Here is a 23,292-nt window from a genome sequence, read left to right as displayed (position 1 = left end):
TTCACTCATTTCTCGCTACGCCCTGCTCTGGAGCGCTAGCGCCTAGAGTGCCGCGCCGAAAAGGAGCGCCTTGGTTTGCTTCTTGCATTTCCTGTCTCACATACCGGATGCAGACAGCCATGATCAACGAAGCCCTACAGCGCCTGCTGATCGAGAACCTAACCACCGCGACCCTGCTGCTCAATTCGCGCTTGCGCCTGGAGTACATGAATCCAGCTGCTGAAATGCTGCTTGCCGTGAGCGGCCAGCGCAGCCACGGCCAATTCATTAGCGAGCTTTTCACCGAATCGCCTGAAGCGCTGGCTGCCCTGCGCCAGGCCGTCGAACAGGCCCACCCCTTCACCAAGCGCGAGGCAACGCTGACTTCTGCCAGCGGCCAGACACTGACGGTCGACTATGCGGTTACACCCGTTCTGACTCGCCAAGAAACCATGCTGCTGCTGGAGGTGTTACCGCGGGACAGACTGCTGCGTATCACCAAGGAAGAGGCGCAGCTGTCCACGCATGAAACCACCAAGATGCTGGTGCGCGGTCTCGCTCATGAGATCAAGAATCCGCTTGGCGGCATTCGAGGCGCTGCGCAGCTGCTGTCACGCGAGTTGCCCGAGGAGCACCTCAGGGACTACACCGAGGTAATCATCGAGGAGGCCGACCGCTTGCGAAATCTGGTCGACCGGATGCTCGGATCGAACAAGCTGCCGTCCCTGTCGATGACTAATATCCATGAGGTGCTGGAGCATGTTGCCAGCCTGATCGAGGCCGAATGTCAGGGCAGCCTCATTTTGGTGCGCGACTATGATCCGAGCATTCCTGAAATCCTGATGGACCGTGAACAGATGATTCAGGCGGTGCTCAATATCATGCGCAACGCCATGCAGGCGCTCGCCGGGCAGAGCGAACTGGGCCTTAGCCGCCTGACCCTGCGTACCCGCACCCTGCGCCAGTTCACGATTGGCCATATCCGCCATCGCCTGGTCACCCGGATCGAAATCATTGACAACGGCCCGGGCATTCCCAGCGAACTGCAGAACACGCTTTTCTACCCGATGGTCAGCGGCCGCCCGGACGGCACCGGCCTCGGCCTGGCCATAACCCAGAACATCATCAGCCAGCATCAGGGCCTGATCGAGTGCGAGAGCCACCCCGGCCACACCGCGTTCTCCATCTTCCTGCCGCTGGAACAAGGAGCCCCATCAGCATGAGCCGAAGCGAAAACGTCTGGATCGTCGATGACGACCGCTCCATCCGCTGGGTACTGGAAAAGGCTCTGCAGCAAGAGGGCATGACCACCCAGAGTTTCGACAGTGCCGACGGCGTGCTGGCGAAACTGGCGCGCCAGCAGCCGGATGTGATCATCTCGGACATCCGCATGCCCGGCACCAGCGGCCTGGACCTGCTGGCGCAGATTCGTGAGCTGTACCCGCGCCTACCGGTGATCATCATGACCGCCCATTCGGACCTCGATAGCGCGGTGGCTTCCTACCAAGGCGGCGCCTTCGAATATCTGCCCAAGCCGTTCGACGTCGACGACGCGGTGTCTCTGGTAAAACGCGCCAACCAGCACGCACAGGAACAGCAGAACCTGCAGGCGCCGGCCAACCAGCACCATACACCGGAGATCATCGGCGAGGCACCGGCAATGCAGGAGGTGTTCCGCGCCATTGGCCGCCTCAGCCACTCCAACATTACCGTGCTCATCAACGGAGAATCCGGCACCGGTAAGGAGCTGGTCGCGCACGCGCTACACCGTCATAGCCCGCGAGCGGCTTCGCCGTTCATCGCATTGAACATGGCAGCGATTCCCAAGGACCTGATGGAGTCCGAGCTGTTCGGCCATGAGAAAGGCGCCTTTACCGGCGCCGCGAATCAGCGCCGCGGTCGTTTCGAGCAGGCCGACGGCGGCACCCTTTTCCTTGATGAGATCGGCGACATGCCCGCCGATACTCAAACCCGCCTGCTGCGTGTGCTGGCCGACGGCGAGTTCTACCGGGTCGGCGGCCACACGCCCGTGAAAGTCGATGTACGCATCATCGCCGCCACCCACCAGGACCTGGAAACCCTGGTGCAGGCCGGAAAATTTCGCGAAGACCTGTTCCACCGCCTGAACGTCATCCGCATCCACATTCCACGCCTATCCGACCGTCGCGAAGACATCCCAGCACTGGCCGGGCACTTCCTCGCCAGCGCTGCGCAGGAGCTTTCGGTCGAAACCAAGCTGCTCAAGAGCGAAACCGAGGAATATCTGAAGAATCTGCCCTGGCCGGGCAACGTGCGCCAGCTGGAAAACACATGCCGCTGGATCACCGTCATGGCCTCGGGGCGCGAAGTGCATGTCAGCGACCTGCCCCCAGAACTGCTCAACCAGCCCGCCGACACCATGCCGGCAAACAACTGGGAACAGGCACTGCGACACTGGGCTGACCTGGCATTGGGGCGCGGCCAATCGAACCTGCTCGACGAGGCGGTACCGGCTTTCGAGCGGATCATGATCGAGACCGCGCTCAAGCACACGGCTGGGCGCCGCCGCGATGCCGCGCTGTTGCTCGGCTGGGGCCGCAATACCCTGACGCGCAAGATCAAGGAGCTTGGGATGGGTGTTGACGGCAGTGATGAGGATGAAGGCGAGGAAACCTGATCCCTGCGAATGACACATTCACCAGCCGCGCTCTAGCGCGGCCTGACCTGCACCAGCAAGCGCCAGTCGCCATCAATCTTCTCACCCGACCAGCTGGCCGCCAGGGGTCGGGTCGCCACGAAGTGCAGCAGCAAGCCCTTCTCCGTCACCTGCACGCGCCAGCTGGCTCCTGTGCCTTCAACCTCTACACGCCCAGCATCAGCGCTGCCCTTGGCCTGGAATAGCACCCCGACGGCGCCGTCGATATCCTGGCTATAGAACTCTGGCTCGCGGTTGAACCATAGCTGTAACCCGCTGGCTACAGGCTCGACCCGCATCAACTCCACCGGCCCCGGCCGGAAGAAATGTCCGAGAAACGAGCCGAACAACAGCCCGAGTAACACGAGCGAGCCAAAAAAGCGGCGACGCTGACGACGTAGCGGATCGTGCGGCGCAGGCTCGCCTGCCGCAGTAGAATGCCGGTCGTTTTCAGAGTCGGTGACGCGCATGTTCCATGTGATCCTTTTCCAGCCAGAGATTCCGCCGAATACCGGCAACATTATCAGGCTCTGCGCCAACGCCGGCTGCAGCCTGCATTTGATCGAGCCACTGGGCTTCGAACTGGACGACAAGCGCCTGCGCCGCGCGGGCCTGGATTATCACGAATATGCACCGCTCAAGCGCCACGCTGATCTCGACAGCTGTTTGGAGAGCCTTGGTCAACCGCGCGTATTCGCCTTTACCACCAAGGGATCGCAGCCCTTTCATCAGGTGCAATTCCAGCGCGGCGATGCCTTTCTCTTCGGCCCGGAGAGTCGCGGCCTGCCGCCGGAGATCCGCGATGCGCTGCCCAACGAGCAACGCCTGCGCCTGCCGATGCGCCCCGACAGTCGCAGCCTGAACCTTTCGAACACCGTCGCGGTTGCCGTCTACGAGGCCTGGCGACAGCTGGATTTCGCGCTGCAATAAGGACCCTCTTCCCAACGAGTCGGTACTGATTGGGCCATGCGTGGCGCCACGGCAGCGAATCCCGTACGCCGGTTGAAATGCTTGGCAGCGTCCCCCATATCAAGCGCATTCGGGCATTCATCGCCCCGCTGCGTGGAGATTTTCCTTTGACCACCATCGTTTCAGTGCGCCGCAACGGCAAAGTCGTCATGGGCGGCGACGGCCAGGTTTCCCTGGGCAACACCGTCATGAAAGGCAACGCCAAAAAGGTTCGGCGCCTCTATCACGGCCAGGTGCTGGCCGGTTTCGCCGGCGCCACCGCCGATGCCTTCACACTCTTCGAACGTTTCGAAGGCCAGCTGGAAAAACATCAAGGTCATCTTGTCCGCGCCGCGGTCGAACTGGCCAAGGACTGGCGTACCGACCGTTCGCTGAGCCGTCTGGAAGCCATGCTGGCCGTAGCCAACAAGGACGCCTCGCTGATCATCACTGGCAACGGCGACGTGGTTCAGCCGGAAAACGACCTGATCGCTATGGGTTCCGGCGGCGGTTTCGCCCAAGCCGCCGCGATGGCGTTGATGCAGAAAGGCGGCGAGTCCATGTCGGCTCAAGATATCGCCGAAACCGCGCTGAATATCGCCGGCAGCATTTGCGTCTTCACCAATCAGAATCTCACCATTGAGGAGCTGGACAGCGCGATCTGACAGGTCGATGAAAAACTACCTGCGTTGGCAATCCTTCGTTAAAAACAGGCTCGGACTGCTCATTTAGACCACTAAACTCCGCGTCCTCGCCTGCTTTTGCCTCGTCTTGCCTGCCTCGCCCACGTTTTTCAAGCGGCCTGTTTGTATCCTGCCCAGCTTCGGGAGTAACGAAAAAATGTCCATGACGCCCCGCGAGATCGTCCACGAACTCAATCGCCATATCATCGGCCAGGACGACGCCAAGCGTGCCGTCGCCATCGCCCTGCGCAACCGCTGGCGGCGGATGCAGCTTTCCGCCGAGCTGCGCCCGGAAGTCACGCCGAAGAACATCCTGATGATCGGTCCGACCGGCGTCGGCAAGACCGAAATCGCCCGCCGCCTGGCCAAGCTGGCCAATGCGCCATTCATCAAAGTTGAAGCAACCAAATTTACTGAAGTCGGCTATGTAGGGCGCGATGTTGAGTCCATCATTCGCGATCTAGCCGATGCCGCGCTGAAAATGCTGCGCGAGCAGGAAGTCGGCAAGATGCGCCACCGCGCCGAGGATGCAGCCGAAGAACGTATTCTCGATGCCCTACTACCCCAGGCGCGCCCGGTCGGCTTCAGTGAGGAGCCGATACAGAGCACCGACTCCAATACGCGCCAGCTATTCCGCAAACGCCTGCGCGAAGGCCAGCTGGACGACAAGGAAATCGATATCGAAGTGGCGGAAAACCCGGGCGGCGTCGAGATCATGGCCCCGCCGGGCATGGAGGAGATGACCAGCCAGCTGCAGAATCTCTTCTCCAACATGGGCAAGGGCAAGAAAAAAAGCCGCAAGCTGAAGATCAAGGATGCGCTCAAGCTTGTACGCGACGAAGAAGCCGCCCGTCTGGTGAACGAGGAAGAACTCAAGGCCCGGGCGCTGGAAGCGGTGGAGCAGAACGGCATCGTCTTTATCGACGAGATCGACAAGGTTGCCAAACGCGGCAACACCAGCGGCGCCGATGTCTCTCGCGAAGGCGTGCAGCGCGATCTGCTGCCGCTGATCGAAGGTAGCACGGTCAACACCAAGCTCGGCATGGTCAAGACCGATCACATCCTGTTCATTGCCTCGGGCGCCTTCCACCTGTCCAAGCCCAGCGACCTGGTGCCGGAACTGCAGGGTCGCCTACCGATCCGCGTGGAGCTCAAGGCGCTGTCGCCGGAAGACTTCGAACGCATCCTCACCGAGCCGCACGCCTCGCTTACCGAACAGTACCGAGAGCTGTTGAAAACCGAAGGGCTAGCAATCGAGTTCGCTGATGACGGGATCAAGCGCCTGGCCGAGATTGCCTGGCAGGTCAACGAGAAGACGGAAAACATCGGTGCCCGTCGCCTGCACACGTTGTTGGAGCGCCTGCTGGAGGAAGTCTCGTTCAGCGCTGGCGACCTCGCCGGCCAGCAGAACGGCGAGCCAATTCGAATCGACACCGCCTACGTCAACAGCCACCTAGGCGAACTGGCCGAAGACGAAGATTTGTCGCGCTACATTCTTTAACGCAAGCGGCTACCGGGTCTCTTAGACGAGGCCCGGCGCCTTTGCCAGGAGCATTCGATGCGCATCCCCACCGCGATCAAGCTGCACAAGACGTCGAAAACGCTGGAATTGGAGTATGGCTCCGAGCAGCGCTACGTGCTGCCGGCCGAATTTTTACGCGTGCATTCACCTTCCGCTGAGGTTCAGGGCCACGGCAACCCGATCCTGCAGACAGGCAAGATCAACGTCGCGCTCGAAGGTATCGAGCCGGCCGGGCAGTACGCGTTGAAGCTGACCTTCAGCGATGGCCATGACAGCGGCCTGTACACCTGGGATTACCTCTACCACTTGGCGATCACTCAGCAACAGCTGTGGGCCGATTACCTCGACGCGCTGGCAAATGCCGGTAAATCGCGCGACCCGGACATTTCGCCGGTCAAGCTGATGCTTTGATATCCCGCGGGCGGCAGCGTCAGGCCTGTAGCGCCTTATTCAGCGCACGCTCGATTTTAGCTTGGACGCTACTGCCCATTGCTGACAGCAGCAAACCGAGATTCAGCAGCACCCGGACCCGGTCCTTTTCGACCTCAATGAGGCCATCCGCCCCGCTACGTCTTACTTTCAACACATCACCCTACCGCTCGCAGCTTGGCGCTCGATGGTGGTTTTAGGTTTAGAATGCGGTCACATTCTTCCGGTGACAGTGACATGACCGATCCCCGCAAAGAGCATGACGCAGAGCCCACCACCCACTTCGGTTACAAGAACGTGCCGGAGAGCGAAAAAGCACAGAAGGTGGCCGAGGTTTTCCATTCTGTAGCCGCCAAATACGACTTGATGAACGACCTGATGTCCGCAGGTGTGCATCGTCTGTGGAAGCGCTTCACTATCGAGCTGTCGGGCGTGCGCCACGGCAACCGAGTATTGGATATCGCTGGCGGCACTGGCGACCTGGCCCGTCAGTTCGCCCGAATCGTCGGACCAACCGGCGAAGTGGTGTTGGCCGACATCAATGCCTCGATGCTCAAAGTCGGCCGTGACCGGCTGCTGGACAAGGGCGTGGCCGGCAACGTGAAGTTCGTCCAGGCCGATGCCGAAAAGCTGCCCTTCCCGAACAATCATTTCGACGTTGTCACCATCGCCTTCGGCCTGCGCAACGTCACGCACAAGGAAGACGCCATCGCCTCCATGCTGCGGGTACTCAAGCCCGGCGGCCGGCTGCTGGTGCTGGAGTTCTCCAAGCCAACCAACCAACTGTTTTCCAGAGCCTACGATGCTTATTCGTTCAGCCTGCTGCCGATGATGGGCAAGTTGATCACCAATGACTCGGAGAGCTACCGCTACCTGGCCGAATCGATCCGCATGCATCCAGATCAGGAGACGCTCAAGGGCATGATGGCCGATGCCGGCTTCGAGCGCGTTACCTACCACAACATGACCGGCGGCATCGTCGCCCTGCACCGCGGCATCAAGCCCTGATGCTGCGCACTGCCCTGTTGGCCGGCGCCGAGCGCGGGATCAATCGCGTGCTGCGCCTGGACCCGACCGCGCTACCGCGGCTGGCCCGGCTCAGCGGCCGGATCATCGAAATCGACTGCACGATGCCCGGCTGGCGGCTGTTCATCCTTGCCGACGCCGATGGCCTACGGTTGGCCGAGCATTGGGGCAGCGAGCCGGATTGCCGTTTGCGCGCGCCCGCAACGAGCCTGCTGCGACTGGCCACCAGCCGCAACAAGACCGCAGTCCTGCACGGTCCGGATGTCGAGATCGAAGGCGACAGTGCTGTGCTGATGAGCCTTGCCGAAGTGCTGCAGGACCTCGAGTTGGATTGGGAATACGAAGTCTCTCGCTGGCTGGGTCCGGTCGGGACGCAGATGATCAGCGCCGGTTTGCGCGGGCAGTCCGCCTGGGCCAGGCAGAGCGCCGACAGCTTGCGCCAGGATCTGGCCGATTATCTCAACGAAGAGTCCCGAACGTTGGTTGGCATGGCGGAGGCGGAAACCCGCTTTGCCGAACTCGACCGCCTCAAGCTCGATCTCGACCGATTCGAAGCCCGCATCGAGCGGCTCGCCCACCCCCCGAAACCAGACCGATCCGAATGAAGTTGTTCGCCGCGACCCGCCGCCTGTTTCGCATCCTGCTGGTGGTGATCCGCTACCGCCTGGACGACATCATCCTTGACCTGCCGATGCCTTGGTGGCTGCGCGCGACCAGCTATCTGCTGCCCTGGCGCTGGCTGCCGCGGCGGCGCACCGAATTGTCCCGTGGGGCACGTTTGCGTCTGGCATTGGAAGGCCTCGGTCCGATCTTCATCAAATTCGGCCAGATTCTCTCGACCCGCCGCGATCTGCTGCCGCTGGATATCGCCGAAGAACTGGCGATGCTCCAGGACCGCGTTCCGCCATTCGACTCGGCCGTTGCCACAACTCTGATCGAGCGCCAACTTGGTGCGCCGGTAGGCGAGGTCTTCGCGAGCTTCGACAGCAAACCGCTGGCTTCCGCCTCGGTCGCCCAAGTGCATGCCGCAAAGCTACGCAGCGGCGAAGAAGTGGTGGTCAAGGTAGTACGACCGAATCTTCGGCCGGTGATCAGCCAGGACATCGCCTGGCTGTTCCTGCTGGCCAAGACGGCGGAGCGCGCCTCCACCGAGGCTCGCCGCCTGCATCTGGTGGAAGTGGTCGATGATTACGCCAAGACCATCTACGACGAGCTCGACCTGCTACGCGAGGCCGCCAACGCCAGCCAGCTCAAGCGCAACTTCCAAGGCTCGCCGTTGCTCTACGTCCCGCAGGTGTACTGGGATTTGTGCCGATCCCAGGTATTGGTGATGGAGCGCATCTACGGCGTGCCGGTGACCGACATGGCCCGCCTGGCCGAACAGCGCACCGACATGAAGCAGCTGGCCGAACGCGGCGTAGAGATCTTCTTTACCCAAGTGTTTCGCGACAGCTTCTTCCATGCCGACATGCACCCCGGCAACATTTTCGTAAGCACCCACCAGCCGTGGAATCCGCAATACATCGCAGTGGACTTCGGCATCGTCGGCAGTCTGACACCAGAAGATCAGGATTATCTGGCGCGTAACCTGATGGCCTTCTTCAGGCGCGATTATCGCAAGGTCGCACAGCTGCATATCGATTCGGGCTGGGTTCCAGCGGAAACCAAGGTCAACGAATTCGAGGCGGCGATTCGTACGGTCTGCGAGCCGATCTTCGAGAAGCCACTGAAAGACATCTCCTTCGGCCAGTTGCTGGTGCGCCTGTTCCAGGTCGCCCGGCGCTTCAACATGGAAGTCCAGCCGCAGCTGGTACTGCTGCAAAAGACCCTGCTCAATATTGAAGGCCTGGGCCGCGAACTCTATCCCGAGCTGGACCTCTGGGCCACCGGGCAGCCGTATCTCGAACGCTGGATGCGCGAACGCATGAGCCCCAAGCAGCTGCTAAAAAACGCGCAGGCGCAGATCGAGCAGCTGCCGCACCTGGCAGGCATGACCCGTGAGCTGCTCGAACGCATGTCCAACCCCCACGCGAATAACCCGCCGCCTCCGTGGCAGGAGCATCATCGGCACTGGCCGCTGCGCCTCGTCGGTGCCGTGCTGTTGGGCGGTGGTGCGACGTTGGCCGCCGCTGCCGATAGTTTTACCGCCATGAGCACCTGGCCGGCCTGGGTGATGTTGAGCGCCGGAATCTACATCGTGGTGCGCCGATAGCCAGCAGTCGGTGAGGCTGGCACACTTGGCGTATTGAGCGGAGAATTCGATGAACTGGCTGGACGACATAAACTGGAACGAAGACGGCTTGGTACCGGCTATCGCGCAAGACCATCAGACCGGGCGCATCCTGATGATGGCCTGGATGAATCGCGAAGCATTGGCGCTGACCGCCGCAGAAAACCGCGCCATCTATTGGTCACGCTCACGTGGCAAGCTGTGGCGCAAGGGCGAGGAGTCCGGCCATGTACAGAAACTGCACGAACTGCGCCTTGACTGTGATGCCGACGTCATCGTGCTGATGGTCGAACAGATCGGTGGCATCGCTTGCCACACCGGGCGCGAGAGCTGCTTCTACCGAGTCTTCACGGACGGTGACTGGAAAACCATCGAGCCAGTCCTCAAAGACCCGCAGGCGATCTACGCGGAGCATAAACATGAGTGACACCTTTGCCCGCCTGGCCGAGGTGCTGGAAGCCCGCAAGGGCGCCGCGGCGGACAGCTCTTACGTGGCCAGCCTGTATCACAAGGGGCTGAACAAGATTCTTGAAAAGGTTGGTGAGGAGTCGGTGGAAACCATCCTTGCCGCCAAGGACGCTGCTGTCAGCGGCGACCCCAGCGACCTGATCTATGAAACTGCCGACCTGTGGTTCCACAGCCTGGTGATGTTGGCCGCGCTGGACCAGCATCCACAGGCGGTACTGGACGAACTCGACCGGCGATTCGGTCTTTCTGGGCATGCGGAAAAAGCCGCGCGCCCTCAATCCTGATAATCAACTTCGGAGTACTGCAGCATGGGTTTTGGTGGAATCAGCATCTGGCAACTCCTGATCATTCTGCTCATCGTGGTCATGCTCTTCGGCACCAAGCGCCTTAAAGGCCTGGGGTCGGACCTTGGTGATGCAATCAAGGGTTTTCGCAAGTCCATGGGCACCGATGAGGACAAGCCCAGTGTAGAAGAGAAGCAAAGCCACACCTTCGATGCCGAGGCCCGCAAGGTCGAAGATCCGACGAAGAAGAACTGAGGCGCCATGTTCGATATCGGTTTCACCGAACTTCTATTGATCGGCCTGGTATCGCTGTTCGTACTGGGTCCGGAGCGCCTGCCCGGCGCGGTGCGCACCGCTGGCCTGTGGATTGGCCGGGCGAAGCGCAGCTTTGCCAACATCAAGGCCGAGGTCGAACGGGAAATTGGCGCCGACGAGATTCGCCGTCAGCTGCACAACGAACGCATCCTCGATCTTGAGCGGGAAATGAAGCAGAGCATCATGCCCAGCGCTCCAAGCACTAGCAGCAGCGCCACCCCGCAATCCGTCACGCCGCCGCCGCATCCCAGTAACCTAGACGCGCCGACACCTGCCGAAGCCAAACCCGCCGAAACGGCTCCCGTACCACGCCCGGACAAATCGCCTGAGCCATGAGCAATACCTCCATTGAAGATCAGGAAATGCCGCTGGTCGCCCATCTGACGGAGCTGCGCAAACGTCTGCTGCACTGTGTCGTGGCGATCCTGCTGCTGTTCGGCGGACTGTTCTACTTCTCCCAGCAGATCTATGCCCTCGTGGCAGCGCCGTTGCGGGCATACCTGCCGGAAGGCGCGACGATGATCGCCACCGGCGTCGCCTCGCCGTTCCTGACGCCATTCAAACTGACCATGATGGTCGCGCTGTTCCTGTCGATGCCGGTAATCCTGCATCAGATTTGGAGCTTCATCGCGCCGGGCCTGTACAAACACGAGAAGCGCATCGCGGTACCGCTGCTGATTTCCAGCATTTTCCTGTTCTATGGCGGCATGGCCTTCGCCTACTTCGTGGTGTTCCCGATCATGTTCGGCTTCTTTGCCAGCGTGACACCGGAAGGCGTGGCGATGATGACCGACATCGGCCAGTACCTGGATTTCGTGTTGACGTTATTCTTCGCCTTCGGCGTGGCGTTCGAGATTCCGGTCGCAACCTTCTTGCTGATCTGGGTTGGCATCGTCGATGTCGCCACCCTGCGCAAGAGCCGCCCTTATGTAGTGATCGGCTGTTTCGTGGTCGGCATGGTGTTGACGCCGCCGGATGTGTTTTCCCAAACGTTGCTGGCGGTACCGATGTGGCTGCTGTTCGAAGCCGGCCTGCTCTGTGGCAGCAGGGTCAAGAAACGCGAGGAATTCAGCGACGACGCCGACGACCACCAGCCGCACACCGGCGATCAGCCACCCGCACCTCGGCCGTGAACCTGCTGCTGCTGGAGGCGGCCGATTTCGTTGCCGCCGATCGGGTGATCCTGCGTGACCGTCGGCTCAAGCATATCCAGGACGTGCACCGTGCAGAGGCAGGCGAAAGCCTGCGGGTCGGCCTGCTTGGCGGCGATATGGGACAGGGCCGGCTGCTGCGTCTGGATGCCAACGAGGCGGAGCTCGAAATCGCACTGAATCAGCCACCGCCGGCAAAGCTGCCGATCACCCTATTACTGGCGCTACCACGGCCAAAGATGCTCCGCCGCGTGCTGCAGACGGTCGCCACCATGGGCGTGCCGCGGCTGGTATTGCTCAACAGCTACCGGGTGGAAAAGAGCTTCTGGCAAACCCCATTCCTCGAACCGGCGGCGATCCGCGAGCAGCTGCTGCTCGGCCTGGAGCAGGCACGGGATACCGTGCTACCGGACGTTACGATCGAAAAACGCTTCAAACCCTTCGTCGAGGATCGCCTGCCACAACTGGCCAGCGGCACCCGTGGGCTGCTCGGCCATCCGGGCGACTATCCCGCCTGCCCGCGCGCCCTCGACGAACCGGTGACCTTGGCGATCGGGCCGGAAGGCGGCTGGATACCCTACGAAGTCGACAAGCTCACCGCGGCGGGCCTGCAGCCGGTACAGCTGGGTGAACGCATCCTGCGTGTGGAAACCGCTGTCAGCGCCCTACTGGCGCGGCTTTTCTAAGCGGCGGTCCTGTCGCCATTGACTGATTACGCCTGCGCCTAATCCGTCCTGCTTTGACAGCTGCACCATACGTAGGATCGGGTCGGCGTAGGCGCTTGCGTCGTTTACCGCGAACCTGCTGCTCACGATCATCTCGTCAGAATGCGAAACAGTACCGATGAACGTAATGCACGCATCGGGAGCACGCGGGTCAGAGTTCATGAACCCCAAAACAGCAGTAACGCCCATGCGACCTTTGACCATTGACCTTCACCGTCTGGAGTACGCCCTGGACAACCGCGACGCCAGCGAACATTACCTTGATCTGGAGTCCGGCCAAATCCGTGCGGTATTTCCCGGCGAGACCGCGCCGGGCGTCAATGAGAAATATGACGTGCAGGACGATCGCTTTCTCCACATCGAGCCGCTCGGGCTGGCGCAAGCGGTCGCCATGCGCGAGGCTTTTTTGTTTACCCAGCACGACCCCAATGCCCATGCGGTGCTGAGCAATGCACTGCAGGGCCGCAAGCCGCTGCGGACCTTCGACTTCAAGCTGGAAGATTTTTCGGACGTTCGCCAGGCCTGGCTGGATTATCAGGCTGTGCAGTTGCGTGAGTACGCGATTACCTGGCTGCATGAGAATGACCTGGAGCCGTCGCAGCGCTAACTCCACCGAGCCGGGAATAGACTCAGCTTTCCAACAAAAAGGTCACCGGCCCGTCGTTCTGCAGGTGCACCTGCATGTCAGCACCAAAGCGGCCGCAAGCTACCTGGGAATGTTGCAACCGTGCCTGCCCGAGCAAATATTCGTAGAGCTCCTCACCCAGCTGGGGCGCGGCAGCGCTGGAAAAGCTCGGGCGCAGGCCGCTACCCGTATCCGCGGCCAGGGTGAACTGGGAAACCAGCAACAGACCGCCGCCGACGTCGGTCAGCGAGCGGTTCATCTTGCCTTGCTCATCGTTGAATACCCGATAGCGCAGCAGTTTATGCAGCAGCTTGTCGGCTCGCGCGCGGTCATCTCCACGTTCAACGCCGACCAGCGCCAGCAACCCCTGGTCGATGGCACCAACCACTTCACCAGCGACCTCGACCCGCGCATGCCGCACGCGCTGGATCAGCGCTTTCATCAAGCTTCTTCTGGTGGCAATTGGAGCAGGCGGTGGGCGACGTCGCCGGCGGCGCGCACCAGGGCGTCACAGGTGCCGGGTTCCGACGCGGAGTGGCCGGCTTCGCGGATGATCTGCAGTTCGCTGTTCGGCCAGGCCTCGTGCAACGCCCAGGCGTTATCCAACGGGCAGATGACGTCATAGCGACCATGCACGATGATGCCCGGCAAATGGGCAATCTTGTGCATGTCGCGCAGCAATTGGTCCGGGTCGAGAAACGCCTGATTAACGAAGTAATGACACTCGATGCGTGCCATCGCCAATGCCCGATGGGTGTCGGAGAAGCGATCGACGACCTGGGTGTTAGGCCGTAGCGTGGCGGTACGACCTTCCCAGCAGGACCAGGCTTTGGCTGCGTGCATCTGGGCGATCTGGTCGGCGCCCGTCAGGCGCTTGTAGAACGCTTGCATCAGGTCGCCACGCTCTTCCGGCGGGATCGGCGCAATGAAGTCCTGCCAGTAATCAGGAAACAGCCGGCTGGCACCCTCCTGATAGAACCAGGAAAAATCCTGAGGTCGGCAGAGAAAAATGCCGCGCAGGATCAGCGCATGTACATGCTCGGGAAACGTCTGCGCATAAGCCAGCGACAGCGTCGAGCCCCAGGACCCACCGAACAGCACCCATTTATCGATACCAAGAAATTCGCGGATGCGCTGCATATCGGCGATCAGGTGCGCGGTGGTGTTATTTTCCAGGCTGGCGTGCGGTGTAGAGCGACCGCAGCCGCGCTGGTCGAAGGTGATGATGCGGTACAAATTGGGATCAAAGAAGCGTCGGCTCAGGGCGTCGCAGCCGCCGCCCGGACCGCCATGCACGAACACCACGGGCAGGCCTTCCGGTGATCCACTCTCGTCGACGTAGAGCACATGCGGTTCTTCGACCGCCAGCTCGTGCCGGGCGTAGGGTTTGATCTCCGGATACAAGGTCTGCATGGCACACTCCATGGTCGGTGCGGCGGGCTCGATCCGCCTGACGTTTCCGGCATCATAACGAGGTTCGTGAGGTTCGGCATGCCCGTATGGAAATTAGCCGCGGCCATCGGGGCGTTGACGCTGCTGCTGATCGGTTGCGGCCGCGATGATCCGCAGGCAGCGTTGGAAATGGCCGTGCAATCGCTGCAGGAAAGCATCGAAAACAAGGACAACGGTGAGCTGATGGCTAGGATTCATCCCGAATTCAACGCCAATCAACGTCTCGACCGGGACTGGGTGCGGCGCACGGCCGCGCTGATGTTCCTGCGTCACAACAACGTACGGGTAATTGCCCTGAACGCCCGGAGCTGGATTGATCCAGCCTATTCCGACAAGGGCTACAGTGAGGCCCAGGTGGCGCTGACCGGCGCCGAGAGATGGCTGCCGCAACGCGTCGGGCAATATCACGTCAGGCTCGAATGGTGGCTGGAAGACGGCGAATGGCTGGTGGCGCGGCTGGACTGGGAATAACCGCGCCGAATATATGGACGAGGAAATCCCCCACGCTAGCCAGGTAAACAGCGGATAACGGGCGACCGATCAGGACGACTCGCCGCGCCAGATCAGTTCGCTGGTGTCATAGCCCCGCTGGCGCGCTTCATCGAGCAGTGTGTCGCGCGTCGCCGCGTCTACTTCCGCCTCCCGCGACAACAGCCAGAGGTAGTCGCGGTCGGGGCTGCCGACCAGCGCGACGCTGTAGCCCTCGTCGAGGTAGAGAATCCAGTACTGCCCCTTGGTCAGACCTGGGAATAAGTTGCTGAACCAGTTATCGAAGCGCACCCAGAGCTTGTCGGTCTGCCCAGGCTGCTGCGGCACTGCTTCGCCCTTGGCCTGCTCCCATTCGCCATCGCCCGTTTCACAGCGGTTGGTCACCGCTAAGCTGCCGTCATTCTGCAGCGCATAGTGAGCCTCCGAACGCACACAGTTACGCTGGAAGAACATCGGCAGACGCGCCAACTCGTACCAGGTGCCCTGATAGCGCTGCAGGTCGACCTGACCCACCGTACGTGGCGCGCCGTCGGGGCTCGAACCGGCGCAACCGATCAGCAGCAGTGCACTACATAACGCAACGGCAAGACGCATGGTTTCTCCTTATTTGAGACCTTGGCCGGAGAACATCATCACCTTGTCTCCGGCGAACTGAATGCTGATGAAGCGGTTTTTCTGCCCCCAGGTGCAGCTGGACATGCCTAACGCACCCGCGCACTCGCCGGGCTTGCCGAGCAGTTTCTCGACTTCCGCGCGAGACATTCCCGCCTGCAGCTTGGCGAAGTTTTCCTGGGTGACCGGGCTGCAGGCAGCTAGCAGAAATAAAGCGGCGATCAGCGACAAATGGCGCAACGGCATGGCGGGTTCCTTCAATAGTCGGCAGCTGGCCTTGCTTGGCCTCGCCTTTGCGTTATGAGTTAGGAAGCGGGCCGGGAGGTTCCTCACAGCGACTAGAAGCGTGACCCAGGCTCGGTAAGGAAAGCCCGCTCCGCCTCGCTGGTGGTTCGGCCAAGCACTTCGTTGCGATGAGGAAAGCGCCCGAACTTAGCGATCACTTGGCGGTGGCGCTCGGCAAAATCGAGGAAATCGGCAAAGAGCTTCTGCTCTTGCGGTTCTGCGATTCCGTGCAAGGTCTCGAACTGCACGACAGCCAAATCTTGCATGCCGAGGTTTTCGGCATGTTCGAGTACCAAATAAACGAACACACGCCGAATCGGGGCGAGCAGCACATCGCCACCGTGAGCCATGCCTTCGCGAACCAGCTGGAGGGCTCGCTCATCGCCAGCGAAGGCTTGCGGCGTGCCGCGGTAGATCATGCGAGGAAGCTGGTCGAGCAGCAGCACCAGTGCCAGCCAGCCATGCGGTGATTCAGCCCAGTCGCCAAGGCCGCCCGCCAGTGCCTGGTCGACCAGATCGCCGAAGCGGGCGCTGGCCTCGGCATCCTGTTCTGGTTTATAGCCGAACCACAGCCCGTGCTTTTCGTCGGCGATCTCACTGACGGTGACGCCTTCGCCGAACCACCAGTTAAGCAATTCCAGCCAAGGCGTGTGCATCGTTCAGCCCTGGTGATAGCCAGTGGCGCGCTCGACTTCTTCCTTGGAGCCCAGGAATACCGGCACACGCTGATGCAGGGATTCGGGTTGGATATCAAGGATGCGCTGAGTGCCGTTGGTGGCGGCGCCGCCGGCCTGTTCGATGATGAAGGACATTGGATTGGCTTCATACATCAGGCGCAGCTTGCCTGGCTTTTCCGGCTCGCGGGAGTCGCGCGGATACATGAAAACGCCGCCGCGGGTCAGGATGCGATGCACGTCGGCCACCATCGAGGCGATCCAGCGCATGTTGTAGTTCTTGCCCAGCGGGCCTTCCTCACCGGCCAGCAGTTCGCTGACGTAACGTTGCACTGGCGCTTCCCAGTGGCGCTGGTTGGACATGTTGATGGCGAATTCGGCGGTGCTTTCCGGGACGCGGATGTTGTCGTGGGTGAGCACGAAGCTGCCCAGTTCGCGGTCCAGGGTAAAACCCATCACGCCGTTGCCGAGGGTCAGCATCAGCATCGTCTGCGGGCCATAGATGGCGTAACCAGCCGCGACCTGCTTGGTGCCAGGCTGAAGGAAGGCCTCTTCACCCAACGCGTCGTTCTGGCTGAAGCATTTATCCGGGCAGCGCAGCACCGAAAAGATCGTGCCCACCGAGACGTTGACGTCGATGTTGCTCGATCCGTCCAGCGGATCGAAGACCAACAGGTAGGCGCCCTTCGGGTACTTCCCGGGGATCTGGTAGGCGTTATCCATCTCTTCCGACGCCATGCCGGCCAGGTGGCCGCCCCACTCGTTGGCTTCGAGCAGAATCTCGTTGGAAAGCACGTCGAGTTTCTTCTGCACCTCGCCCTGGATGTTCTCGGTTTCGGTCGCACCGAGAACGCCGCCCAGCGCGCCTTTGGAAACGGCGTGGCTGATTTCCTTGCACGCTCGGGCCACTACCTCGATGAGGAAGCGCAAATCCGCAGGGGTGTTGTTGCTGCGAGTCTGCTCGATCAGGTAGCGGCTCAGGGTTACGCGTGACATGGAATGGCTCCGGAGGATGGAAAAACCCGCGCAGTTTAGCAGGCCATGGGGAAACTAACCCTCCCTCAGACCCGCCTACAGGCAGCAGAGTTCAGCGAAGCGGCGAAGTGCCTGCAGCGTTTACGATGCGGCGGTTCTGCCAGCCCGTTTCCGCGGCCGAACGAAACTGAGGCGGCCCTGCAATTTCGCCGATCAGGCTTCTGCAGGGCGCTTCGTTCGTCTGGTTTCTTCCTGATTGGAGCGCGACGCGAGCAGGGCGCTCAGAGCACCTTCCAGATCTCCTCGGCGTACTCGCGGATCGTCCGGTCCGAAGAGAACCAGCCCGTGCGGGCGGTATTCAGGACTGCGGAACGCCACCAGCTGTCGGCGTCGCGCCAGCGCGCCTCGACCTCCAGCTGCGCCTGCCAATAAGCCTCGAAGTCCGCGCAGACCATAAAGGTGTCGTGCCATTTAAGACCGTCAATCAGCGCCGTGTAACGACCTGGATCATCCGCAGAGAAGGCACCGTTGCGAATCGCCATCAGCACTTCATTGAGCCGTGGCGAGCCGATGATAGTGGCTTCGGCGTTGTACTCGTTCGCCTGCTTGCGAGCCTCGACCTCCTGAGCGGTCATGCCGAAGATGAACATGTGCTCCGCGCCGATCTGCTCGCACATCTCGACATTGGCACCGTCCAAGGTGCCGATGGTGAGCGCGCCATTGAGGGCGAATTTCATATTGCTGGTCCCCGAGGCCTCCAGTCCGGCGGTGGAGATCTGCTCGGACAGGTCGGCGGCCGGAATGATGCGCTCGGCCAGGCTGACGTTGTAATTGGGCAGGAACACAACCTTGAGCAAACCGCGTACCGTCGGGTCGTCATTGATAGTTCGCGCAATATCGTTGGTCAGTTTGATGATCAGCTTGGCCGTGTGATAACTGGCCGCCGCCTTGCCGGCGAAGATCTTCACGCGCGGCACCCAATTGCCGCCCGGATCGGAGCGAATCGCCTGATACAGCGCCACTGTATGCAGCAGGTTGAGCAGCTGTCTCTTGTACTCGTGAATCCGTTTGACATGCACGTCGAACAGCGCGTTCGGGTCAACGCTAATGCCCAGGCGTTCCTGGATCATCTGTGCCAGCAGTTGTTTGTTGGCCAGTCGTTGGGCGGCGAAGCGTGCGCGGAAGTTCGGCTGATCGGCGAATGGTTCCAGCTGACGCAGAACGGTTTCCGGCGCGTCGAGCAACTCATCCCCAATATGCTCGACCAGCAACTGGGTCAGCTGCGGGTTGGATTGGTACAACCAGCGCCGGAACGTGATGCCGTTGGTCTTGTTGCTGATGCGTTTCGGATACAGCGAATGCAGATCAGTGAATACCGTTTCACGCATCAGTCCGGTATGCAGGGCTGATACACCGTTAATCGAATGCGAGCCGAGGAAGGCCAGATTGCCCATGCGTACCCGGCGACCATGCCCTTCTTCGATCAGCGAGACTGAGCGCAGCAAGTCCAGATCATGAACGCCGCGCTCGCGTAGCGCATCGAGGTGTTGAGCATTGATCAGGTAGATGATCTGCATGTGCCGCGGCAGCAGGCGCTCCATCAGTCCGACCGGCCAGGTTTCCAGTGCCTCTGGTAGCAGGGTGTGGTTGGTATACGAAAGGGTGCCGACCGTCAGTTCCCACGCTTTGCGCCAGGGTACGTCGTGCACATCGGTAAGCAGCCGCATCAATTCCGCCACGGCGATCGCCGGGTGGGTATCGTTGAGCTGGATGGCCGCGAATTCCGGCAGATTCGTCAGCGTGCCACGCTGCTCCAAGTGCCGCCGCAACAGATCCTGCAACGAGGCGGCCACGAAGAAATATTCCTGGCGCAGGCGCAGCTCCTGGCCGGCCTCGGTGCTGTCGGCCGGGTACAGCACCCGCGAGATGCTTTCGGCGCGGGCCCCTTCGGCGACGGCACCGATATGGTCACCGGCGTTGAAGCGCTCCAGATGGAAATCGGCCTCGGCGCGGGCACGCCACAGCCGCAACGTATTGACACTGGCCCCGCGCCAGCCGACCACCGGCGTGTCGTAAGCAATGGCGCGCACACCTTCGGCCCAGTGCCAGAAGTGCTTGGGCTGCTCCTGTCCGCCCGCGTCGTGCGGCATTGCCGTGACGCTGCCGCCAAAGCCGATCAGATAGCTGACCTCGGGTCGCTCGAATTCCCACGGATTGCCGAAATTCAACCAGGTCTCGGTCTGCTCATGCTGCCAGCCATCGACGATGGCCTGGCGGAACAGCCCATGGTCATAGCGAATCCCGTAACCATGGGCGGCGATGCCCAGCGTCGCCATGCTTTCCATGAAACAGGCGGCCAGCCGACCCAGGCCGCCGTTGCCTAGCGCCGCATCCGGCTCGGTGAGGCGAATGCGTTCGAAGTCCACATCGACATCGGCCAGCGCCTGGCGGGCAACGTGAAGCAATCCCAAGTTGCTCAGGCTATCGGTTAGCAATCGGCCGATGAGGAATTCCAGCGAGAGGTAATAGACGCGCTTCTTGCCCTCGCGATAGCTCTGACGCGTACGGTCCATCCATTGATCGATCATGCGGTCGCGGGCCGCCAGCGCTACCGCTTCGAACCAGTCGTGATCGGACGCATGTTCAGGATCCTTGCCGATCGCGTAGGTCAGCTTGCTGATGATCGTGTTGCGGAAGGCAGCGACTTCATCGGCGTTAGGAGCAGTCGATTCTTGCGTCATGGACAGACCTCGTGAAGCGGAAATAGGAATGAGGGGTTCATGGCGGCGCTTGGCCACCTCGACAAAAAAGGGCAATACCGACAGGTTTGCAGGTTTCAGTTGAATCTGCGCGACCGTCTGTCCGGCGTTCGACTCGTCGGATTCGCTGGAAATTCCGCGCCGGGTCGTTATGATCGCGCGCCGTCATTTACCGATATCGCCGCCGTGAAACCTCGAATAATCGCCTCCGCCGACCCTGACCGCCTGGAAACCTGGGCTCGCTACAGCAATGGCTTATGCGCCGATTGCCAGGCGACCTGCTGCACGCTACCGGTCGAGGTGCGTATCGATGATTTGATCCGCCTGGAGGTGGTCGATGCGTTCGAGCGAGAAGAGCCGGCCAAAAACGTCGCCAAGCGCTTGAGCAAGGCAGGCATCATCGAGCACTTCAATCAGAAGCGCGGCATTTTCACCCTGACTCGCATGACCAACGGCGACTGCCTGTATCTCAACCGGAAGACGCGGCTGTGCACGGTTTACGCCAAGCGTCCGGATACCTGTCGCAATCACCCCAGGATCGGCCCACGGCCTGGTTACTGCGCTTACCAGCAGAAAACCACCGCTCGCTGAAGCAGGGCGTGCGACTGTCGGATTGGCGTCCGGGAAAGCGGCAAAAAAGCGTGTCGGACCTGGCAATATCGTGACTCAGCAGTCATGCTTGACGTCTGCCTGTATTCGCAAACGTTTAGGAATCCACCCGGCATGAGCCGCGATAGCCGCTACCTGGAAGCCCTCCTGCATCACGACATTCCACTGACCCAGGCGCTGGGCCTGCGTGTTGAGCAGTGGGAGAACCATGAGTTGCGCTTGAGCGTCCCGCTGCAAGCGAACATCAACCACAAGAGCAGCATGTTCGGTGGCAGCCTTTATTGCGCATCGGTGCTGGCTGGCTGGGGATGGCTGCACCTGCGTTTGCGTGAAGCAGGGATCGAAGACGGTCATATTGTCATTCATGAAGGTCAGATCGATTACCCGTTGCCAGTAATGGACGATGCCACGGCCATTTGCTCGGCGCCGACCGACGAAGCCTGGGATCGCTTCGAAACCATCTATCGCCGTCGTGGCCGCTCTCGCCTCACGCTGAACAGCCGCATTCTTGCCGCCGACGGCCGTGACGCCGTGCGTTTTACCGGCCAGTTCGTCCTGCACAAGTAGGCGCTAGCGCGTCGATCCGCCAGCATGCTGGGTGTGCGCTACTTCCTCGCCACCCTGGCGGTCCGTTTTTCGTGTTTCATACCGTCGGTCCAAGCTACCGGGCCGAGCCGACGCCTGCCTTTTTTTGTCCGAGCCGAGCGCAGCCGTTCGGCGTAAACGTGTATCGGCGCACGTCGTGTTACTCGTTTGCTAGCAACAGACGCCCCGCAGGACTACGCTTACGCTGCCAACAACAATAAAACAGCGTCAAGGAGCCGATGCCATGGGCATGTCCCGTAAAGTCTTCCTATTGCTCAGTGTTCTGCTTGCCAGCATCGGCGTTGCCCATGCCGAGCTGCCTACTAACTACAAAATCATCCTGCAAACCGACAACTTCCCGCCGTTCAATATGGGGCCGAACCATAAAAATTTCGCCCGCGGTGACGGAGTCCAGGGCATCAGCACCGACACCGTGCGAGAAATTTTCAAACGCGCCGGGATCGACTACAGCCTGACGTTGCGCGCCCCCTGGGACCGTATCTATAGCCAGACGCTCGATAGCGCTGGTCACGGGCTGTTCTCAGTCACCCGCACACCACATAACCAGGCCCAATTCAAATGGGTGGGACCACTCGCCCGTTATGAGAGCGTTCTGCTCGCCGCACCTGGCAAGAACATCTCGCCAACCGATTTGAGACAAGCCAAGAGCTATGAGATCGGTGCACAGAAGAGCAGCGGAGTGAGTCAATATCTGACAAGCCAGGGACTACAGCCGATCGACAGCCTGAGCGAGGAAGAGAACCTGCGCAAACTGCTCGCCGGCCGTATCGACCTGTGGGCGACCGCCGATCCGAGCTGGCGTTATTATGCCGAACAGCACGGCGCCAAGGGATTGAAGCCGGTGCTGAGCTACCACCCGGCCGATCTTTATCTGGCGTTGAACAAGGATACGCCCGACGAAGCGGTGACGCGCCTGCAAGCTGCGCTGAACGAAGTGATCGGCGAGGGCTATGCCGGGTGCAGCAAAACCCCCGATCTCTGTTACCTGATCCGCGACCGCAAGGTGCCGTAACGGCACTTTGTGGTCGCCGTCAAACGTAGCGTGACTTCGGCGTGGCCATTGGCAGCGGGCCGTCGCCGATCAGACGGAACTCGCCACATGCCGCATCGTAGGCACGGATCTCGCTGGTGCCGATGTTATAGACCCAGCCATGGATAAACAGTTGACCGCTGGCCAGCCGTGCCGCCACTGACGGATGGGTGCGCAAGTGATCGAGTTGGGCCAGCACGTTTTCCTCAGTAAGGACACCAAGGGTGTTGTGATCGGCGCAGCCACAATTTTGCTCCACGACCGTGCGCGCCACCTCTGCATGGCGCAGCCAGCCCTTGACCGTCGGCATCCCCTCAAGACTCGCCGGGTTCAGCACCGCCTTCATCGCGCCGCAATCGGAATGGCCACAGACGATGATGTGATGGACGCCGAGCGCCATGACCGCGAATTCAATGGCAGTCGACACACCGCCATTCATCACGCCGTAGGGCGGAACAATATTGCCGACGTTGCGCGTGACGAACAGGTCGCCCGGCGAACTTTGAGTGATCAGCTCCGGCAGAATTCGTGAATCCGCGCAGGTAATGAACATCGCCCGCGGTTTCTGCTCATGGGCAAGCTTCTTGAATAGCTCACGCTGCTCTGGATAAACATCCTCGCGGAACCGCATGACGCCCGCGACCAGATTATCGAGCGCCTCCTGCGCCGTTTCGTTCGTGTCATCTTCGAGACTCATGTTCGACAGCCCTCTAGTAATGGGATGAATTCGACGCTGCACAAA

The 23,292-nt window shown here is 61.0% G+C and carries 29 protein-coding genes and 1 pseudogene; 20 read left to right on the top strand and 10 right to left on the bottom strand.

The features are described 5' to 3' along the window. The first annotated feature begins 119 nt into the window (after positions 1 to 119). Both glnL and ntrC read left to right on the top strand, forming a co-directional pair. Positions 120 to 1,202: a nitrogen regulation protein NR(II) gene (gene glnL, locus NAV33_RS10505; protein WP_255979689.1), complete on the top strand. Its 1,083-nt coding sequence runs from the start codon at positions 120 to 122 to the stop codon at positions 1,200 to 1,202. Further along, positions 1,199 to 2,635 (top strand): nitrogen regulation protein NR(I), encoded by a 1,437-nt coding sequence (gene ntrC / locus NAV33_RS10500; RefSeq protein WP_255979687.1) that lies wholly within the window; start codon positions 1,199 to 1,201, stop codon positions 2,633 to 2,635. The genes glnL and ntrC overlap by 4 nt, the downstream gene beginning before the upstream one ends. 32 nt (positions 2,636 to 2,667) lie before the next feature. Here ntrC and NAV33_RS10495 read toward each other — a convergent pair whose 3' ends face one another. Next, a complete protein-coding gene (locus tag NAV33_RS10495) occupies positions 2,668 to 3,123 on the bottom strand; it encodes a hypothetical protein (RefSeq protein WP_255979685.1) in 456 nt (151 codons plus the stop codon). On the opposite strand from NAV33_RS10495, the gene trmL reads away from it, so the two are divergent. The 4 genes from trmL to NAV33_RS10475 all read left to right on the top strand — a co-directional run bounded on the left by trmL (position 3,122) and on the right by NAV33_RS10475 (position 6,217). Beyond that, entirely contained in the window at positions 3,122 to 3,583 is a 462-nt protein-coding gene (trmL, locus tag NAV33_RS10490) for a tRNA (uridine(34)/cytosine(34)/5-carboxymethylaminomethyluridine(34)-2'-O)-methyltransferase TrmL (RefSeq protein WP_255979683.1), read from the top strand. The two genes, NAV33_RS10495 and trmL, sit on opposite strands and share 2 nt — an antisense overlap. A gap of 146 nt (positions 3,584 to 3,729) precedes the next feature. Continuing rightward, positions 3,730 to 4,266 (top strand): ATP-dependent protease subunit HslV, encoded by a 537-nt coding sequence (gene hslV / locus NAV33_RS10485; RefSeq protein WP_255980225.1) that lies wholly within the window; start codon positions 3,730 to 3,732, stop codon positions 4,264 to 4,266. Between the two features lie 175 nt (positions 4,267 to 4,441). Next, positions 4,442 to 5,785 carry an ATP-dependent protease ATPase subunit HslU gene (gene hslU / locus NAV33_RS10480; protein WP_255979681.1) on the top strand — a complete coding sequence of 448 codons (1,344 nt, stop codon included), beginning with the start codon at positions 4,442 to 4,444 and terminating at the stop codon, positions 5,783 to 5,785. 57 nt (positions 5,786 to 5,842) lie between these two features. Continuing rightward, positions 5,843 to 6,217, top strand: a complete 375-nt coding sequence (locus NAV33_RS10475) for a gamma-butyrobetaine hydroxylase-like domain-containing protein (RefSeq protein ID WP_255979679.1) — start codon at positions 5,843 to 5,845, stop codon at positions 6,215 to 6,217. Positions 6,218 to 6,236: 19 nt separating this feature from the next. Here the strand turns inward: NAV33_RS10475 and NAV33_RS10470 are convergent. After that, a pseudogene (locus tag NAV33_RS10470) lies at positions 6,237 to 6,398 on the bottom strand (polyhydroxyalkanoic acid system family protein); the annotation flags it as partial. A gap of 74 nt (positions 6,399 to 6,472) precedes the next feature. Here NAV33_RS10470 and ubiE point away from each other — a divergent pair. From ubiE to NAV33_RS10420, 10 genes are all read left to right on the top strand, one after another. Beyond that, positions 6,473 to 7,243: a bifunctional demethylmenaquinone methyltransferase/2-methoxy-6-polyprenyl-1,4-benzoquinol methylase UbiE gene (gene ubiE / locus NAV33_RS10465; RefSeq protein ID WP_255979677.1), complete on the top strand. Its 771-nt coding sequence runs from the start codon at positions 6,473 to 6,475 to the stop codon at positions 7,241 to 7,243. Beyond that, positions 7,243 to 7,866, top strand: coding sequence for a ubiquinone biosynthesis accessory factor UbiJ (locus tag NAV33_RS10460; protein ID WP_255979675.1), 624 nt, complete (start codon positions 7,243 to 7,245; stop codon positions 7,864 to 7,866). Before ubiE ends, NAV33_RS10460 begins: the two co-directional genes overlap by 1 nt. After that, entirely contained in the window at positions 7,863 to 9,473 is a 1,611-nt protein-coding gene (gene ubiB / locus NAV33_RS10455) for a ubiquinone biosynthesis regulatory protein kinase UbiB (RefSeq protein WP_255979673.1), read from the top strand. Before NAV33_RS10460 ends, ubiB begins: the two co-directional genes overlap by 4 nt. Positions 9,474 to 9,522: 49 nt before the next feature. Further along, positions 9,523 to 9,918: a phosphoribosyl-AMP cyclohydrolase gene (hisI, locus tag NAV33_RS10450; RefSeq protein ID WP_255979671.1), complete on the top strand. Its 396-nt coding sequence runs from the start codon at positions 9,523 to 9,525 to the stop codon at positions 9,916 to 9,918. After that, positions 9,911 to 10,243, top strand: a complete 333-nt coding sequence (locus tag NAV33_RS10445; protein ID WP_255979669.1) for a phosphoribosyl-ATP diphosphatase — start codon at positions 9,911 to 9,913, stop codon at positions 10,241 to 10,243. Before hisI ends, NAV33_RS10445 begins: the two co-directional genes overlap by 8 nt. Positions 10,244 to 10,267: 24 nt before the next feature. Beyond that, complete coding sequence (gene tatA, locus NAV33_RS10440; protein WP_255979667.1) at positions 10,268 to 10,498, top strand: twin-arginine translocase TatA/TatE family subunit; 231 nt, start codon at positions 10,268 to 10,270, stop codon at positions 10,496 to 10,498. A 6-nt stretch (positions 10,499 to 10,504) separates the two neighbouring features. Beyond that, positions 10,505 to 10,894: a Sec-independent protein translocase protein TatB gene (gene tatB, locus NAV33_RS10435; RefSeq protein WP_255979665.1), complete on the top strand. Its 390-nt coding sequence runs from the start codon at positions 10,505 to 10,507 to the stop codon at positions 10,892 to 10,894. Continuing rightward, positions 10,891 to 11,691, top strand: a complete 801-nt coding sequence (gene tatC, locus NAV33_RS10430) for a twin-arginine translocase subunit TatC (protein WP_255979664.1) — start codon at positions 10,891 to 10,893, stop codon at positions 11,689 to 11,691. Before tatB ends, tatC begins: the two co-directional genes overlap by 4 nt. Beyond that, positions 11,688 to 12,395: a 16S rRNA (uracil(1498)-N(3))-methyltransferase gene (locus NAV33_RS10425; protein ID WP_255979662.1), complete on the top strand. Its 708-nt coding sequence runs from the start codon at positions 11,688 to 11,690 to the stop codon at positions 12,393 to 12,395. The genes tatC and NAV33_RS10425 overlap by 4 nt, the downstream gene beginning before the upstream one ends. Positions 12,396 to 12,621: 226 nt before the next feature. Continuing rightward, a complete protein-coding gene (locus NAV33_RS10420; protein ID WP_255979660.1) occupies positions 12,622 to 13,041 on the top strand; it encodes a UPF0158 family protein in 420 nt (139 codons plus the stop codon). Between the two features lie 22 nt (positions 13,042 to 13,063). On the opposite strand, the gene dtd is transcribed toward NAV33_RS10420, so the two are convergent. Both dtd and pip read right to left on the bottom strand, forming a co-directional pair. After that, entirely contained in the window at positions 13,064 to 13,501 is a 438-nt protein-coding gene (gene dtd, locus NAV33_RS10415) for a D-aminoacyl-tRNA deacylase (protein WP_255979658.1), read from the bottom strand. After that, positions 13,501 to 14,472: a prolyl aminopeptidase gene (gene pip, locus NAV33_RS10410; RefSeq protein ID WP_255979656.1), complete on the bottom strand. Its 972-nt coding sequence runs from the start codon at positions 14,470 to 14,472 to the stop codon at positions 13,501 to 13,503. Before pip ends, dtd begins: the two co-directional genes overlap by 1 nt. 78 nt (positions 14,473 to 14,550) lie before the next feature. Between pip and NAV33_RS10405 the strand changes: the two genes are divergently transcribed. After that, positions 14,551 to 14,982, top strand: a complete 432-nt coding sequence (locus NAV33_RS10405) for a hypothetical protein (protein ID WP_255979654.1) — start codon at positions 14,551 to 14,553, stop codon at positions 14,980 to 14,982. A 69-nt stretch (positions 14,983 to 15,051) separates the two neighbouring features. Here the strand turns inward: NAV33_RS10405 and NAV33_RS10400 are convergent, their stop codons facing one another. From NAV33_RS10400 to NAV33_RS10380, 5 genes are all read right to left on the bottom strand, one after another. Then, complete coding sequence (locus NAV33_RS10400) at positions 15,052 to 15,594, bottom strand: lipocalin family protein (RefSeq protein ID WP_255979652.1); 543 nt, start codon at positions 15,592 to 15,594, stop codon at positions 15,052 to 15,054. A 9-nt stretch (positions 15,595 to 15,603) separates the two neighbouring features. After that, entirely contained in the window at positions 15,604 to 15,858 is a 255-nt protein-coding gene (bamE, locus tag NAV33_RS10395) for an outer membrane protein assembly factor BamE domain-containing protein (RefSeq protein ID WP_255979650.1), read from the bottom strand. Positions 15,859 to 15,950: 92 nt separating this feature from the next. Beyond that, positions 15,951 to 16,553, bottom strand: a complete 603-nt coding sequence (locus NAV33_RS10390; RefSeq protein WP_255979648.1) for a DUF924 family protein — start codon at positions 16,551 to 16,553, stop codon at positions 15,951 to 15,953. A gap of 3 nt (positions 16,554 to 16,556) precedes the next feature. Further along, positions 16,557 to 17,567, bottom strand: coding sequence for a class 1 fructose-bisphosphatase (locus tag NAV33_RS10385; RefSeq protein WP_255979646.1), 1,011 nt, complete (start codon positions 17,565 to 17,567; stop codon positions 16,557 to 16,559). Positions 17,568 to 17,827: 260 nt separating this feature from the next. Continuing rightward, positions 17,828 to 20,287: a glycogen/starch/alpha-glucan phosphorylase gene (locus NAV33_RS10380; protein WP_255979644.1), complete on the bottom strand. Its 2,460-nt coding sequence runs from the start codon at positions 20,285 to 20,287 to the stop codon at positions 17,828 to 17,830. Between the two features lie 204 nt (positions 20,288 to 20,491). Between NAV33_RS10380 and NAV33_RS10375 the strand changes: the two genes are divergently transcribed. From NAV33_RS10375 to NAV33_RS10365, 3 genes are all read left to right on the top strand, one after another. Further along, positions 20,492 to 20,896 (top strand): YkgJ family cysteine cluster protein, encoded by a 405-nt coding sequence (locus NAV33_RS10375; protein ID WP_255979642.1) that lies wholly within the window; start codon positions 20,492 to 20,494, stop codon positions 20,894 to 20,896. Positions 20,897 to 21,028: 132 nt separating this feature from the next. Continuing rightward, the gene (locus NAV33_RS10370) at positions 21,029 to 21,481 is read left to right on the top strand and encodes a thioesterase domain-containing protein (RefSeq protein WP_255979640.1); all 453 of its coding nucleotides are present in this window, start codon (positions 21,029 to 21,031) and stop codon (positions 21,479 to 21,481) included. Positions 21,482 to 21,743: 262 nt separating this feature from the next. Next, positions 21,744 to 22,532 (top strand): substrate-binding periplasmic protein, encoded by a 789-nt coding sequence (locus NAV33_RS10365; RefSeq protein ID WP_255979639.1) that lies wholly within the window; start codon positions 21,744 to 21,746, stop codon positions 22,530 to 22,532. Between the two features lie 19 nt (positions 22,533 to 22,551). Here the strand turns inward: NAV33_RS10365 and NAV33_RS10360 are convergent, their stop codons facing one another. Beyond that, the gene (locus NAV33_RS10360) at positions 22,552 to 23,247 is read right to left on the bottom strand and encodes a carbonic anhydrase (RefSeq protein ID WP_255979637.1); all 696 of its coding nucleotides are present in this window, start codon (positions 23,245 to 23,247) and stop codon (positions 22,552 to 22,554) included. Between the last annotated feature and the right edge of the window lie 45 nt (positions 23,248 to 23,292).

The sequence above is a fragment of the Stutzerimonas stutzeri genome (genome assembly GCF_024448715.1).
Classification (GTDB): domain Bacteria; phylum Pseudomonadota; class Gammaproteobacteria; order Pseudomonadales; family Pseudomonadaceae; genus Stutzerimonas; species Stutzerimonas stutzeri_AR.
This window is presented reverse-complemented; position numbering and strand designations above follow the sequence as displayed.